Genomic DNA, 11,922 nt, shown 5'->3' with positions numbered 1-11,922 from the left:
GCGTCCGGAATGTCGCGGCGCCGCGCCGCCGCCGTTCCTCAGCGTCCCGGATGCACAATGGCGATCTGGGGAAAGGAGCGGTTCGGGTGAGCTTCACGATGCTGGCGGTGGTCATCGCGGTCGGGCTGGCCGGTCCGCTGCTCGCGCTCCGGCGCGGCTGGCACATCCCGATCGTGCTCGGCGAGCTGGTCGCCGGCGTGATCCTCGGCAAGACCGGGATCGGGTACCTGAAGGCCTCTGATCCGAGCTTCACGTTCCTCGCCGACATCGGGTTCGGGCTGGTGATGTTCGTGGCCGGCACCCACGTTCCGGTCCGGGACGAGAGCCTGCGGCGGGCGATCCGGCCGGGCCTGCTGCGCGCGGTCGGCACCGGGATCGTCGCGACCGCGCTCGCGTTCGTGCTAAACGCGCTCTTCCACACCGGCCACGTGCCGCTGTACGCGGTGCTGATGTCGTCCTCGTCGGCCGCGCTCGTGCTGCCGATCATCGACTCGGTCGGGCTCGGCGGCCGGCCGATCGTCGAGCTGCTCCCCCAGGTCGCGGTCGCGGACGCCGCCTGCATCGTGGCGCTGCCGCTCGCGATCGACCCGCCGCACGCCGGCCGGGCCGCGCTCGGCGCGCTCGCGGTGATCGTCGCGGGTGTGGTGGTGTTCTTCGGGCTGAACCACGTGGAGAAGTCCGGCCTCCGGCACCGGGTGCACAACGTGTCCGAGGAGCGGCGGTTCGCGGTCGAGCTGCGGGTCAGCCTGATGGTGCTGTTCGCGCTCGCGGCGCTGGCGACCGTGACGCACGTGTCGATCATGCTCGCCGGGTTCGTGCTCGGGCTCGCGGTGGCCGCGGTCGGCGAACCACGGCGGCTGGCCCGGCAGCTGTTCGCGCTGACCGAAGGGTTCCTCGGCCCGGTGTTCTTCGTCTGGCTCGGCGCGTCGCTGAACCTGCGCGAACTCGGCACCAAGCCGGCGTTCATCGGTCTCGGCGTACTGCTCGGCGTCGGCGCGGTGGTCAGTCACCTCTCGGGGAAGCTGACCCGGCAGCCGCTCAGCGTCGGAGCACTCGCGTCCGCCCAGCTCGGCGTACCGGTCGCGGCGGCCACGGTCGGTACGGCGTTGCACGTACTGCAGCCGGGTGAACCGGCCGCGTTGATCCTCGGCGCCCTGATCACGATCGCGGTCAGCGCGGTCGCGGGCGGGATCGCCGTACGGCGAGGATTGGTGGCGACGAAATGACGGTGCAGGCCGAGACGGCCGCGTACGAGAAATGGCTGGCGGACAGGATCCCCGTCGTACCGGAGGATCTGGAGCTCAAGCATCGCGAACTGGCGGGCGATCCGCTGCGGTTCCTGCGCGGGACGTACTACCTGTGGCTGAAGCGGGTCGCCGTACTGACGCCTGCGTTGCTGGACGGGCCGCAGGTACCGATCGTCGGGGACCTGCATGTGGAGAACTTCGGGACCTGGCGGGATCACCGCGGGGTACGGCGGTGGGGCGTGAACGACTTCGACGAGCTCGCCTGGGGGCCGCCGACGCTCGACCTGCTCCGGCTCGCGGTGTCCGCCGTACTGACCCCGGAAGTCACGATCAGCCCGAAGCGGATCTGCCGGGTGCTGCTGGACGCGTGGACGACCGCGAAACCGGGGCGGGCCGAAGACCTGGCCGACTCCGGCGCGAAGCATCTGCGGGCGTTGGTGCCGAAGCCGTCGAGCGCCGGGAAGTACTACGGGAAGCTTCGCGACGGGGCCGCTGCGGATCCGTCGAGCCTGCCGGCCGTCGTGCGGAAGGCCGCGTCGGTGCCGGATGCGACGTGGCATCGGCGGCAGGCCGGGACCGGGTCGCTCGGGCATCCGCGGATGGTCGCCGTCGGCGCCGGCCTCGCCCGCGAGGTGAAGCTGGTCGGGCCGGCCACCGCCGACTACGTGGACGTCGGACTGCAGCCGGACGACCTGCTGTACGGGCGGATCCTGAGTACGCTGCGCGGGCCGGATCCGATGCGCCGGATCGCCGGCTGGCAGCTCCGGGCGCTGTCCCCCGACGTCGTGCGGATCACCATCGAGTCGCTGCGGCCCCGGTCCGTCGAGCTGGTCCTGACGTCGATGGCGCGCGCGGCCCTCGACGTCCACGGCGCCGTTCCACACCACCTGCGGGACGCGCGGCGGTACGTCGGGACGCTGGCTGACGACTGGCTGCTCACGGCGACACGGCGGCTCGCGGCGGACACGACCGCGCAGTACAAGCAGTACGCCGGCTGAAACGCCGCAGCCCTGAAATGCCGGAAGGGCCGGCCCACCTGGACCGGCCCTTCCGTAGCTCTGCTGGATCAGTCGCCGCCGCGGAGGATGGCGAGGATGCGCAGGATGTTCCAGTACAGCCAGACCAGCGTGACCGTCAGGCCGAACGCTGCCCGCCAGGCCTCGTTCTGCGGGGCGCCCTGACGGACGCCCTGCTCGACCAGGTCGAAGTCGAGGATCAGGTTGAACACCGCGAGGCCCGCGCCGATCGCCGCGAACAGCAGCCCCATCGGGCCGAAGCCGTTGATGCCGGTGCTGATCCCGAACAGGCTGAGCAGCAGGTTGACCAGCAGCACGCCGACGAAGCCCATCGTGCCGATGACGACCATCTTGGTGAACTTCGGCGTGACCTTGATCGCGAAGTACTTGTAGGTCGCCAGCGTCAGGGCGGCCGTCACCATGGTGGCCAGCACCGCCTGCGTCACGATCCCGGTGCCCGCGCCGGTCCAGCTGGCGATGAACTTGCTGCCGATCCCGAGGAACACGCCCTCGGCCGCGGCGTACAGGATCACGAGCGCCGGGTTCACCTTGCGGGAGAACGACAGCACCATCGCGATCGCGAACGCGACCAGCATCCCGGCCAGGAACGCCGGCGTGACCAGCGTCGCCGGAACCATCCACCACGCCGCCGCGGCAGCCGCCACGACCACGCCCAGGGTGATCGCCGTCTTCACGATCACGTCGTCCAGCGTCATCGGCCGGCTCGCGGCCGGAGCCCCTTGGTACTGCTGCGGGGGCATCCCCGACCCGCCGTACCCGTAGCCGGCCTGCTGACCGTACGGAGCGGCCCCCGGATAGGCCTGCCCGTGGCCAGGCGCAAACGCACTCGACCGGTTCAGCACCGGGTTACTGCTCTGCATGTTTCCTCCTGATGACCCACATCCGGGGCCGTATCAAGATCCTACGACCCCATCCTGAACACAATCTGAGAATCAGCCCTGATGTTTCCCAACCGAAACCCTAGTAAATCCAGGGGTTTGCATCAGGTGCTGATGGAAATCACAGGTGCGGGCGGGCCGGTTCCTGGGTGGTGAGGGCGGCGCCTACCTGGTCGGCGAGGGCTACGGCTACCAGGCGTTGTTCGAGGTCGGGGCGGGCGATGCGGGAGGCGGCGGTGAGCAGGAAGCGGCCGCGGGGGACGCCGGCGTGCTGGACGGGGAGTTCGATCTCGGCGTTGGTGGGGAGGCCGTCGCGTTCGACCTTGAGGACGTGGGAGCCGCGGGTGACCGAGCCGTCCGGGTTCAGCCGGGGCGCCGTGGTCTCTTTGCTTCCGGCAACGAACTTGACGCCGTCGATCCCCAGTACGGCGGTCAGTTCGGCGCGCACCTGCTCGATCAGGTCGTCCGCCGACGCGCCGGTCGCAACCGCCTGGGAGGTGGTGATCACGCCGTCCAGGTACCCGCGCCGCCGGGACGCCTTGGCTTGTTGCCGACGGCCCCAGATGGCGATCTGGGTGACGGCGATCCCGATCAACAGCAGCAGCACGGCCTGCTCGACGTCGTTGCTGTTGTCGATCGAGAAGCTGTCGTACGGCACGGTCAGGAAGAAGTCGAACCACAGCGCACTCGACACCGCGGCCAGCACCCCGGCCAGCCGGATACCGAAGACCGCGACCGCGACGATCACGACCACCAGCACGAGCGCGGCGTTCGCGTTGTCGAAATGTTCCCGGAACGGCGTCAGCAACGCACAAACCGCCGGCGGCGCCAGCAGCGAAGCGGTCAGGACCGGGGCGCGGTAGTTCTCCACACCCCTATTGATGCGCACATCCCAGCCCGGATCAACAGTTCTCACGGGTGTCTGTCACGCCTACGGTGATTCCATGCCAGAGATCGCCCGCACCCGCCTGCCGAGGACACCGACGAACGCGGCACGACGACCGGCCTCCCCGACTTCCTCCGCGCCACCGTCGAACTGAACGTCGCCGGCCTCACCGAGGAGCAGGCGTTCGCCCGCCCCGTCCACCCGTCGGCGCTCACGCCGGGTGGGATTGTCAAGCATTTGACCGGCGTGGAGCGGTTCTGGTTCGCGATCGACTTCGCCGGGCTGGACGTCGAATGGCCGTGGAGCGAGGACGACCCGCACGGCTGGTTCCCGATCGAACCGGGCGACACGGTCGCCGGACTACTGGCGGCGTACCGGACCGAATGCGCGCGCTCTCGCGAGATCGTCGCGGGCGCGTCGTTCGACGAGCGGGCGCGCTCCGAGGGGATGGAGTTCACCTTGCGGTACGCCGTCGCACACCTGATCGAGGAGACGGCCCGCCATCTCGGCCAGCTCGACCTGCTCCGCGAGTCGACGGACGGTCTCGTCGGCGAATGACGAGCCTGGGGAGGATTTCTTCCCGGATCGGCAAGAAATCCGCCCCAAGCCGGTCGGCTGGGGTGAGGGCGGCGGATAACCGGTAGCTGTTCGGTGGGCGCCTGCGTAGGTTCGGGTCATGTACCGACTTCGTGCTGCGGTGGCGTCCGATGCGGGGTTCCTGGCTGAGGTGGTGCTGAGCGCCACGCGGGCCCAGGGGCGGCTGGGCGACGGGTTCGACGAGGTGGAGTGGCGGAGGGGGTTCGCCGAGTGGACCCTGGAGTCGATCGAGGACCCGGGGACGGACCTGTACGTCGTTGAGGTGGACGATCGCCCCGCGGGACGGCTGCGGGTGAGTCGTACGCCGGAAGCCGTGGAGCTGAACGGGATCCAGCTGCACCCGGACGTGCAGAACCGCGGCATCGGTACGGCGATCATCGCCACGCTGCAGGAGGACGCCGTACGTCGCGGCGTACCGCTGCAGCTCACCGTCGAGCGCGACAACCCGGACGCGCGCCGGCTGTACGACCGGCTCGGCTTCGTCAAGGTCCGCGCCGACGGGGCCGAGGACGTACTGCGCTGGACCAAGGGCGTCGAGCAGAACCGGCTGTGGAACAAGGACGTCGCGGGCGGGTACGACACGCCGGACACCGGGATGTTCGCGGCGGACGTGATCGGCCCGACGGTGGACCGGCTGACGGAGCTGGCCGCGGGCGGCCGGGCGCTGGAGTTCGCGATCGGCACCGGGCGGGTCGCCGTACCGCTGGCCGAGAACGGCGTCCCGGTGAGTGGGATCGAGCTGTCGACGGCGATGCTGGATCAGCTGCGGACGAAGAACGACACCATCCCGGTCGTCGTCGGCGACATGGCGACGACGCGGGCGCCGGGCGAGTTCACCCTCGTCTACCTCGTGTACAACACGATCTCGAACCTCCTCACCCAGGAGGAGCAGGTCGCCTGCTTCTGGAACGCCGCAAGGCACCTGTCCCCCGGCGGCCACTTCGTGATCGAACTCTGGGTCCCCGAACTGCGCCGCCTCCCACCCGGCATCCCCGCCACGGTCGGCATCGCGGACCCCGGCTACATCCTGCTGGACACGTACGACGTACTGAAGCAGCACGTCGTCTCCCACCACTTCCACTTCGCCGAAGGCACCGACGCCCGGCTCTTCCGCTCCCCCCACCGCTACATCTGGCCCGCCGAACTGGACCTGATGGCCCAACTGGCCGGCTTCACCCTCGCCTCCCGCCACGCCGACTGGTCCGGCGCTCCCTTCACCGCGGACTCCCCTTCACACGTCTCGGTGTACCGCCTGGGCTAGCAGTTTGCGGTTTCGTGTCAGGCCTGGTGGGCACGGGACACGGGACCCACCATGAGGGGATGAGAGGTCCCTCGGGTGGGGGATGTTCGGTGGGTGAGATCACTCGCGGGAGGGTTTGTGAAATCTTTCACGAGCATTTAGCGTTGAAGTGAACATGAAGTCGGAGATCCACTCAGGGAGAGTGAACCGGATGACAGCCCAGGTGCCGCACATCCTCGTAGTCGGAGGCGGTTACGTCGGGATGTACACCGCGTACGGCCTGCGTCGCGCCGCCCGGCAGGGGCGGATCCGTGTGACGGTGGTCGATCCGCGGTCGGTGATGACCTACCAGCCGTTCCTGCCCGAGGCCGCGGCCGGATCGGTGGAGCCGCGGCACGTCGTGGTGCCGCTGCGCAAGACCCTCAAGGGCTGCCGGGTGGTGACCGGGCGGGTGACCGGCATCGACCACGCGCACAAGGTCGCCCACGTGCTGCCCGAGGAGGGCCCGGAGTACGAGCTCGCCTACGACCAGGTCGTGGTCGCGCTCGGCTCGATCGCCCGTACCCTGCCGATCCCGGGGCTGGCCGAGGAGGCCACCGGGTTCAAGAACGTCGAAGAAGCCATCGCGCTGCGGAACAAGGTCCTGGACCGGCTCGACGTAGCCTCCAGCCAGCCCGACCCGGCGCTGCGCAAGTCCGCGCTCACGTTCGTCTTCGTCGGCGGCGGGTACGCCGGTGTCGAGGCGTTCGCCGAGCTCGAGGACATGGCCCGCTACGCCACCCGGTACTACGACAACATCAAGCCCGAGGACATGCACTGGGTGCTGGTCGAGGCCACCGGGCGGATCCTGCCGGAGGTCGGCGAGGACCTCGGCAAGTACACCGTGGACCAGCTCCGCAAGCGGAACATGGACATCCGGCTGGAGACCCGGCTGGAGTCCTGCGAGAAGGGCCGCGTGGTCCTCAGCGACGGCGACGAGTTCGACGCCGACACGATCGTCTGGACGGCCGGCGTGAAGGCCAACCCGGCGCTCGCCGCGACGGACTTCCCGCTGGACGAGAGGGGCCGGATCAAGACGCTGGCGAACCTGCGGATCGAGGGCGTCGACGACGCCTGGACCGCGGGCGACAACGCCGCCGTACCGGACCTGACCAGCGAGACGGGTGCGTTCTGCGCCCCGAACGCGCAGCACGCCGTCCGGCAGGCGCACCAGCTGGCCGCGAACATCCTGCGGGTCGTCGACGGGCAGCCGCCGCAGGACTACAAGCACAAGTACGTCGGCTCGGTCGCGAGCCTCGGCCTGCACAAGGGCGTCGCCCAGCTGTACGGCGTGAAGGTGAAGGGCTGGCTCGCCTGGTTCCTGCACCGGACGTACCACGTGTCCCGGGTGCCTACCCTGAACCGGAAGGCCCGGGTGATCCTGGACTGGACGCTGGCGCTGTTCTTCCGGCGCGAGGTGACGAGCCTCGGCAGCCTGCAGACGCCGAACGACGAGTTCCGCCGCGCCATCCAGTCGTAACGCACACCTCGATCGGCCGGGCCTCCAACTCGCCGGGGGCCCGGCCTTCTCATTCGTTCAGCAGGTCGGCGTCGTGGACCAGCAGGGCGATCTGGACGCGGTTGTTCAGGTCGAGCTTGGTGAGGATGCGGGACACGTGCGTCTTCACGGTCGGGACGCTGAGGTAGAGCGTCGCGCTGATCTCGGCGTTCGACTTGCCTTCACCGACCGCGACGGCGATCTCGCGTTCGCGGTCGTTCAGCTGCGCGAGGCGGCCGGCGGCCTTGGTCTTGCGGCTGTCCTGGCCGGTGTCGGCGACGCGGGTGATCAGCCGTTTCGTGACGGCCGGTGAGAGGACGGGCTGGCCGGCCGCGATCCGGCGTACGGACTCGACGATCTCGGCGGGCGGGGTGTCCTTCAGGATGAACCCGGCCGCGCCGGCGCGGAGCGCCCGGAGTACGTGCTCGTCGGCGTCGAACGTGGTCAGGATGACGACCTCGGGCGCGCCGGGACGACGGCGTACGGCCTCGGTCGCGGTCAGGCCGTCGGTGCCGGGCATCCGGATGTCCATCAGGATCACGTCCGGCGCCAGCCGGTCGATCAGCCCCTGCACCCCGGACCCGTCCCCGGCCTCCCCCACCACCCGGATCTCCTCGGCCCCACCGAGCATCAACTTCAGCCCGGCCCGCAGCAGCGGATCATCGTCCACGATGAGTACCCGAATTGTCATGCGGGCCACGGTAGCCAGGCGTAGAGGCGGAAGTCGCCGTCGGGGGTGCGGCCGTGTTCGAGGCGGCCGTCGACCAGCGCGGCGCGTTCGGTGAGGCCTTTGAGGCCGGAGCCGTCGCCGCGCCGGCGGTGCGGGGCGGGATTGCGCAGCTCGACCGACAAGCCGTTGCCGGGGGCACCGACCACGCTGATCGTCACCGGTTCGCCAGGTGCGTGTTTCACCGCGTTCGTCAGTCCTTCCTGGACGATCCGGTACGCCGTCCGTCCGACGTGCTCGGGCATCGGGCCGTCCGCGTCCAGCGTCAGCTCGACCGGGATCCCGGCCGCGCGCGACCCTTCGACCAGCCCGGGCAGGTCCGCGAACGCCGGCTGCGGCAGCTCGCCGACAGGTGCCCGCAGTACGCCGATCACCTCGCGGAGGTCCTGCAACGCCTGGTGGGCGCTCGCGCGGATGATCTCCGCGGCGCCGGCCACCTCCTGAGTGGACGCGTCCGGCCGGTACGCCAGCGCGCCGGCGTGCACGCTCAGCAGCGACAGCCGGTGCCCGAGTACGTCGTGCATCTCCCGGGCGATCTCCTCCCGCGCCCGGAGCTGCGCCTGCTCGGCCTGCAGCTTCGCCACCGTCTCGGCCCGGTCGGCGCGGTCCCGCAGCGTCTGCAGAAGCTGCCGGCGGGAGCGGATGTACTGCCCCCAGCCCGCGACGGCGACGTACAGGATGGCGGCGATGACGAGCAGCGTCGTCCAGTCCTGGACGTGCCGGACGTTGATGTAGACGACGGTGGCGAGGAAGTTCGCCGCGAAGACCCACACCGACGTACGCCACGGCTTGTGGACGGCGACGGTCATGATCAGCACCAGCGTCGGACCGGCAGCCGAGTCGGAGTACGTCGACAACAGGCAGGCGAGCAGCGCCAGCTGCACCGGCCAGCGGCGGCGGAACCACAGCGTCAGGCACAGCGCCAACCCGGTCCAGAGATCGGCCACGAGCAGCATCCGCGGCACCGGGTCGGACTCGCCGTCGCTGTAGGTGAACAGCGCGATCAGGATCGCGAGCACGAACGCAACGCTGTCCACGATCCAGTCGCGGGTGCTGCGTTTCTGGCCCATGGGTCGAATGTAGCGGTGGGTGACCGCTGATGTCCGGATACCGAAGTCGCTTCGTGCGGTACTTAGGTCGCCCGGTAGGTTTCCGGGCATGAGTCAGCTCGCTGTCACCGTCATCGGCCCGGACCGGCCGGGCATCATCGCGGACGTCACCGAGGCGCTGGTCGGGACCGGGGTCAACCTCGAGGACTCGACCATGACGCTGCTGCGCGGCCACTTCGCGATGATGATCGTCTGCGCCGGCCCGTTCGACGAGGTGAAGTCCGCGCTCGAGCCGCTGCGCGGCGAGCTGGTCATCACGGTCCGGACGATGGGCCCGGAGCACCGGCACGCGCCGCTCGGGGCGCCGTACATGCTCAGCGTGCACGGCGCGGACCGGCCGGGGATCGTCGCCGCGGTGACCCGGATGATCGCCTCCGCGGGCGGCACCGTGACGGACATGTCGACCCGGCTGAGCGGCGGGCTGTACGTGCTGACCGCCGAGGTCGAGCTGCCGCCGGCGGCCGACCTGGCGACGCTGAACCGGGCGCTCGAGATCACCGCCGAGGAGCTCGGGGTCGGTGTCACGCTCCGGCCGGCCGAGAGCGACGACCTGTGATCACCGACTGGTCCCCCGCCCGGCTGGACGTCGAGGGCGCGATCCTCGAGGTGGTCCGCGCGCCGCATCCGGTGCTGGCGACCGAGAGCGCGCCGGTGGACCCGCTCGACCCGGAGATGATCCAGCTCGCCGCCGACCTGGTCGCGACGATGCGGGTCTCCCCCGGCTGTGTCGGTCTCGCCGCGCCGCAGGTCGGCGTCGCGGCGCAGATGTTCTCGCTGGACGTCACCGGCCACCCGAAGACCCGGACCTGCCACGGCGTCTTCGTGCTCTGCAACGCGGTCGTCGTCGAGGCCTCCCGCAACGAGAAGGCCCGCGAGGGCTGCATGTCGGTCCCGGACTTCACCGGCGACGTGAAGCGCGCCACCCGGCTCACCGTCGCCGGAGTCCTTCCCGGTACGACGGACCAGGTCACGATCACCACCGACGCGTTCGAGGCGCGGGCGCTGCAGCACGAGATCGACCACTGCAACGGCAAGCTGTTCCTCGACCGCGTCGCCGGGGCCCACGCCGTGTACCCGCGGAAGACGTATCAGTAGCGAGTACTCTCATCCCCGGAGCCCGGGTGGCGGAACGGCAGACGCAGGGAGCTTAAACCTCCTGGCCCTCACAGGCGTACGGGTTCGAATCCCGTCCCGGGCACCGTCTACTTCCGGAAGAAGCCGAGGAAGTACGCCATGACGAGCGCGTCGAGGAGCAGGGCGAGCCAGGCGAGGATCTTGCCGCGTTCGCCGGTTCGGCGGATGGTGCGCAGCGCTCGGATGGCGAGGGCGATCGAGATCGGCATGCACACCAGCACGGTGGGCAGCGCGGCGATCGCGAACCGGTTCACGCCGGGCTTCTGGCCGCTCCGGAACGGCTCCGAGTAGGGACCACGGTACGGCGGCGCCGTGAACGGATCCGGGATCTCCGCGTCGACATGCGGCTGGGTCGCGTAGGGGTCCCGGTAGGTCCGTGCCGTGTACGGGTCCTGGTACTGCGGGCCCGGCTGGCGCGGGGGTGTCTGCGCGTGCTGCGTGTACGGGCCGGACGACCACTCGAACGGGTCCTCGGCCGGCTCCTCGGGGTCCGGCTCGGGCTGCTCCGGCGGTTTGGGCGGGCCGTTCAGCAGCTCGAGGTATTCGGCGCGCCGGGTCGGATCGCGGAGTACCTCGTAGGCGCGGTTCAGCTTCGCCTGCTCGGTGGCGTCGCCGCCGACGTCGGTGTGGTGGCTGCGGGACAGCTTGCGGTAGCTGCGGCGGATCTCGTCGGCGTCCGCGTCCCGGCGTACGCCGAGCAGGTTCCAGGGGTCGGCCCCGCCGAGGTCCCGGAAATCCCGGACCGCGCTCATGGCCGGACGTCCGCCTGGTAACAGACCAGCCGCCAGGACGCGTGCTGCGGGTCGAGGCCGGCCGGCAAAGTCCGGTGCCCGCTGGCGAACGTGACCGTCCGGTCGCCGGCCAGGAACAGCCACATGTCGAGGTCCTCGTCGTTGCCGTAGTAGTACGACTTGTAGTGCTTGATCGGCTGCGACCCCAGGAACGGCGTCTGCAGGCGCTGCTGGGCCTCCAGCGGCAGGTTGCCGAGGACGCCGCGCATGTGCGCCGTGATCGCGAGCTGCGGCGCGACTGCTGCCGGCTGCTGGTCGCCGCCGCGCGGCGAGATCAGCGACCGCAGGCCGGACCGCGGCCGGGTCGGCTGCTGCTGCACGACGGCGTGCTTCAGGCTGGACGGCACGAACGCGTCGACGTGCACGCTCTGCGTCCGCTGCCCGTGCTGGTTGACCTTCGGCGTCGTGACCGCCAGCCCCTTCGGCCCGAGGACGACGGCGTACGGCCGGTCGCGCTCGCGCTCGTGCAGGTCTGCCCACCACTCGACGGCCGGCCCGACCTCGCGCTCGACGTGCGCCTTCACACCGTTGGACAGCTCCGCCCACCAGTGGAACCGGTCCGGGCTCGGCACGAACCCGAGCGGCGCGGCCTGGTGCGACGCGGGCATGGTCGGCCCGCCGCCCTGCGAGCGCTCGACGCCGCCGCCCGCGGGTCGTTGCGCCGCCGGAAAGCCCCGAGACTGCTCGGGCAGGTTGTCACGACTCATGGGCGCCCGCATGCATGGTGAAGAGCCTCCAA

General features: G+C 70.3%; 14 protein-coding genes and 1 tRNA gene. 8 read left to right on the top strand and 7 right to left on the bottom strand.

Annotation, left to right across the window (positions count from 1 at the left end):
- Positions 1-86: 86 nt before the first annotated feature.
- Both ACXJJ3_RS30500 and ACXJJ3_RS30495 read left to right on the top strand, forming a co-directional pair.
- A complete protein-coding gene (locus ACXJJ3_RS30500; RefSeq protein ID WP_458165292.1) occupies positions 87-1,226 on the top strand; it encodes a cation:proton antiporter in 1,140 nt (379 codons plus the stop codon).
- Positions 1,223-2,245 (top strand): DUF2252 family protein, encoded by a 1,023-nt coding sequence (locus tag ACXJJ3_RS30495; RefSeq protein ID WP_458165291.1) that lies wholly within the window; start codon positions 1,223-1,225, stop codon positions 2,243-2,245. The genes ACXJJ3_RS30500 and ACXJJ3_RS30495 overlap by 4 nt, the downstream gene beginning before the upstream one ends.
- Positions 2,246-2,313: 68 nt before the next feature.
- On the opposite strand, the gene ACXJJ3_RS30490 is transcribed toward ACXJJ3_RS30495, so the two are convergent.
- From ACXJJ3_RS30490 to ACXJJ3_RS30480, 3 genes are all read right to left on the bottom strand, one after another.
- Positions 2,314-3,144 carry a Bax inhibitor-1/YccA family protein gene (locus tag ACXJJ3_RS30490; protein WP_458165290.1) on the bottom strand — a complete coding sequence of 277 codons (831 nt, stop codon included), beginning with the start codon at positions 3,142-3,144 and terminating at the stop codon, positions 2,314-2,316.
- Between the two features lie 139 nt (positions 3,145-3,283).
- Positions 3,284-4,033 carry a DUF4118 domain-containing protein gene (locus ACXJJ3_RS30485; RefSeq protein ID WP_458165289.1) on the bottom strand — a complete coding sequence of 250 codons (750 nt, stop codon included), beginning with the start codon at positions 4,031-4,033 and terminating at the stop codon, positions 3,284-3,286.
- 60 nt (positions 4,034-4,093) lie between these two features.
- Complete coding sequence (locus ACXJJ3_RS30480) at positions 4,094-4,285, bottom strand: hypothetical protein (RefSeq protein ID WP_458165288.1); 192 nt, start codon at positions 4,283-4,285, stop codon at positions 4,094-4,096.
- Here ACXJJ3_RS30480 and ACXJJ3_RS30475 point away from each other — a divergent pair.
- From ACXJJ3_RS30475 to ACXJJ3_RS30465, 3 genes are all read left to right on the top strand, one after another.
- The gene (locus ACXJJ3_RS30475; protein ID WP_458171966.1) at positions 4,199-4,606 is read left to right on the top strand and encodes a DinB family protein; all 408 of its coding nucleotides are present in this window, start codon (positions 4,199-4,201) and stop codon (positions 4,604-4,606) included. The genes ACXJJ3_RS30480 and ACXJJ3_RS30475 overlap by 87 nt on opposite strands.
- Before the next feature lie 118 nt (positions 4,607-4,724).
- Positions 4,725-5,906 (top strand): GNAT family N-acetyltransferase, encoded by a 1,182-nt coding sequence (locus tag ACXJJ3_RS30470; protein ID WP_458165287.1) that lies wholly within the window; start codon positions 4,725-4,727, stop codon positions 5,904-5,906.
- A 190-nt stretch (positions 5,907-6,096) separates the two neighbouring features.
- The gene (locus ACXJJ3_RS30465; RefSeq protein WP_458165286.1) at positions 6,097-7,404 is read left to right on the top strand and encodes an NAD(P)/FAD-dependent oxidoreductase; all 1,308 of its coding nucleotides are present in this window, start codon (positions 6,097-6,099) and stop codon (positions 7,402-7,404) included.
- 49 nt (positions 7,405-7,453) lie between these two features.
- Here the strand turns inward: ACXJJ3_RS30465 and ACXJJ3_RS30460 are convergent, their stop codons facing one another.
- Together ACXJJ3_RS30460 and ACXJJ3_RS30455 are read right to left on the bottom strand one after the other, a co-directional pair.
- Positions 7,454-8,113, bottom strand: a complete 660-nt coding sequence (locus ACXJJ3_RS30460; protein WP_458165285.1) for a response regulator — start codon at positions 8,111-8,113, stop codon at positions 7,454-7,456.
- A complete protein-coding gene (locus ACXJJ3_RS30455) occupies positions 8,110-9,219 on the bottom strand; it encodes a sensor histidine kinase (RefSeq protein ID WP_458165284.1) in 1,110 nt (369 codons plus the stop codon). The genes ACXJJ3_RS30460 and ACXJJ3_RS30455 overlap by 4 nt, the downstream gene beginning before the upstream one ends.
- Positions 9,220-9,307: 88 nt before the next feature.
- Between ACXJJ3_RS30455 and ACXJJ3_RS30450 the strand changes: the two genes are divergently transcribed.
- From ACXJJ3_RS30450 to ACXJJ3_RS30440, 3 genes are all read left to right on the top strand, one after another.
- The gene (locus tag ACXJJ3_RS30450; protein WP_458165283.1) at positions 9,308-9,814 is read left to right on the top strand and encodes a glycine cleavage system protein R; all 507 of its coding nucleotides are present in this window, start codon (positions 9,308-9,310) and stop codon (positions 9,812-9,814) included.
- Positions 9,811-10,353, top strand: coding sequence for a peptide deformylase (def, locus tag ACXJJ3_RS30445; protein ID WP_458165282.1), 543 nt, complete (start codon positions 9,811-9,813; stop codon positions 10,351-10,353). Before ACXJJ3_RS30450 ends, def begins: the two co-directional genes overlap by 4 nt.
- A 20-nt stretch (positions 10,354-10,373) precedes the next feature.
- Positions 10,374-10,456, top strand: a tRNA-Leu gene (locus ACXJJ3_RS30440).
- A 4-nt stretch (positions 10,457-10,460) separates the two neighbouring features.
- Here ACXJJ3_RS30440 and ACXJJ3_RS30435 read toward each other — a convergent pair.
- Positions 10,461-11,144 carry a DnaJ domain-containing protein gene (locus tag ACXJJ3_RS30435; protein ID WP_458165281.1) on the bottom strand — a complete coding sequence of 228 codons (684 nt, stop codon included), beginning with the start codon at positions 11,142-11,144 and terminating at the stop codon, positions 10,461-10,463.
- Complete coding sequence (locus ACXJJ3_RS30430) at positions 11,141-11,890, bottom strand: hypothetical protein (RefSeq protein ID WP_458165280.1); 750 nt, start codon at positions 11,888-11,890, stop codon at positions 11,141-11,143. Before ACXJJ3_RS30430 ends, ACXJJ3_RS30435 begins: the two co-directional genes overlap by 4 nt.
- Positions 11,891-11,922: the final 32 nt, after the last annotated feature.

Source organism: Kribbella sp. WER1 (assembly GCF_054189145.1).
Note: the sequence above shows the minus strand (reverse complement) of the source record. Positions and strands in the feature narration are given on the sequence as shown.

Bases quoted from the DNA above. Each gene is read 5' to 3' on its own strand.
- ACXJJ3_RS30455 (WP_458165284.1), bottom strand. From the start codon at position 9,219: ATGGGCCAGAAACGCAGCACCCGCGACTGGATCGTGGACAGCGTTGCG.
- ACXJJ3_RS30490 (WP_458165290.1), bottom strand. From the start codon at position 3,144: ATGCAGAGCAGTAACCCGGTGCTGAACCGGTCGAGTGCGTTTGCGCCT.
- ACXJJ3_RS30495 (WP_458165291.1), top strand. From the start codon at position 1,223: ATGACGGTGCAGGCCGAGACGGCCGCGTACGAGAAATGGCTGGCGGAC.
- ACXJJ3_RS30470 (WP_458165287.1), top strand. From the start codon at position 4,725: ATGTACCGACTTCGTGCTGCGGTGGCGTCCGATGCGGGGTTCCTGGCT.
- ACXJJ3_RS30480 (WP_458165288.1), bottom strand. From the start codon at position 4,285: ATGCTTGACAATCCCACCCGGCGTGAGCGCCGACGGGTGGACGGGGCG.
- ACXJJ3_RS30465 (WP_458165286.1), top strand. From the start codon at position 6,097: ATGACAGCCCAGGTGCCGCACATCCTCGTAGTCGGAGGCGGTTACGTC.
- ACXJJ3_RS30460 (WP_458165285.1), bottom strand. From the start codon at position 8,113: ATGACAATTCGGGTACTCATCGTGGACGATGATCCGCTGCTGCGGGCC.
- ACXJJ3_RS30435 (WP_458165281.1), bottom strand. From the start codon at position 11,144: ATGAGCGCGGTCCGGGATTTCCGGGACCTCGGCGGGGCCGACCCCTGG.
- ACXJJ3_RS30430 (WP_458165280.1), bottom strand. From the start codon at position 11,890: ATGAGTCGTGACAACCTGCCCGAGCAGTCTCGGGGCTTTCCGGCGGCG.
- ACXJJ3_RS30450 (WP_458165283.1), top strand. From the start codon at position 9,308: ATGAGTCAGCTCGCTGTCACCGTCATCGGCCCGGACCGGCCGGGCATC.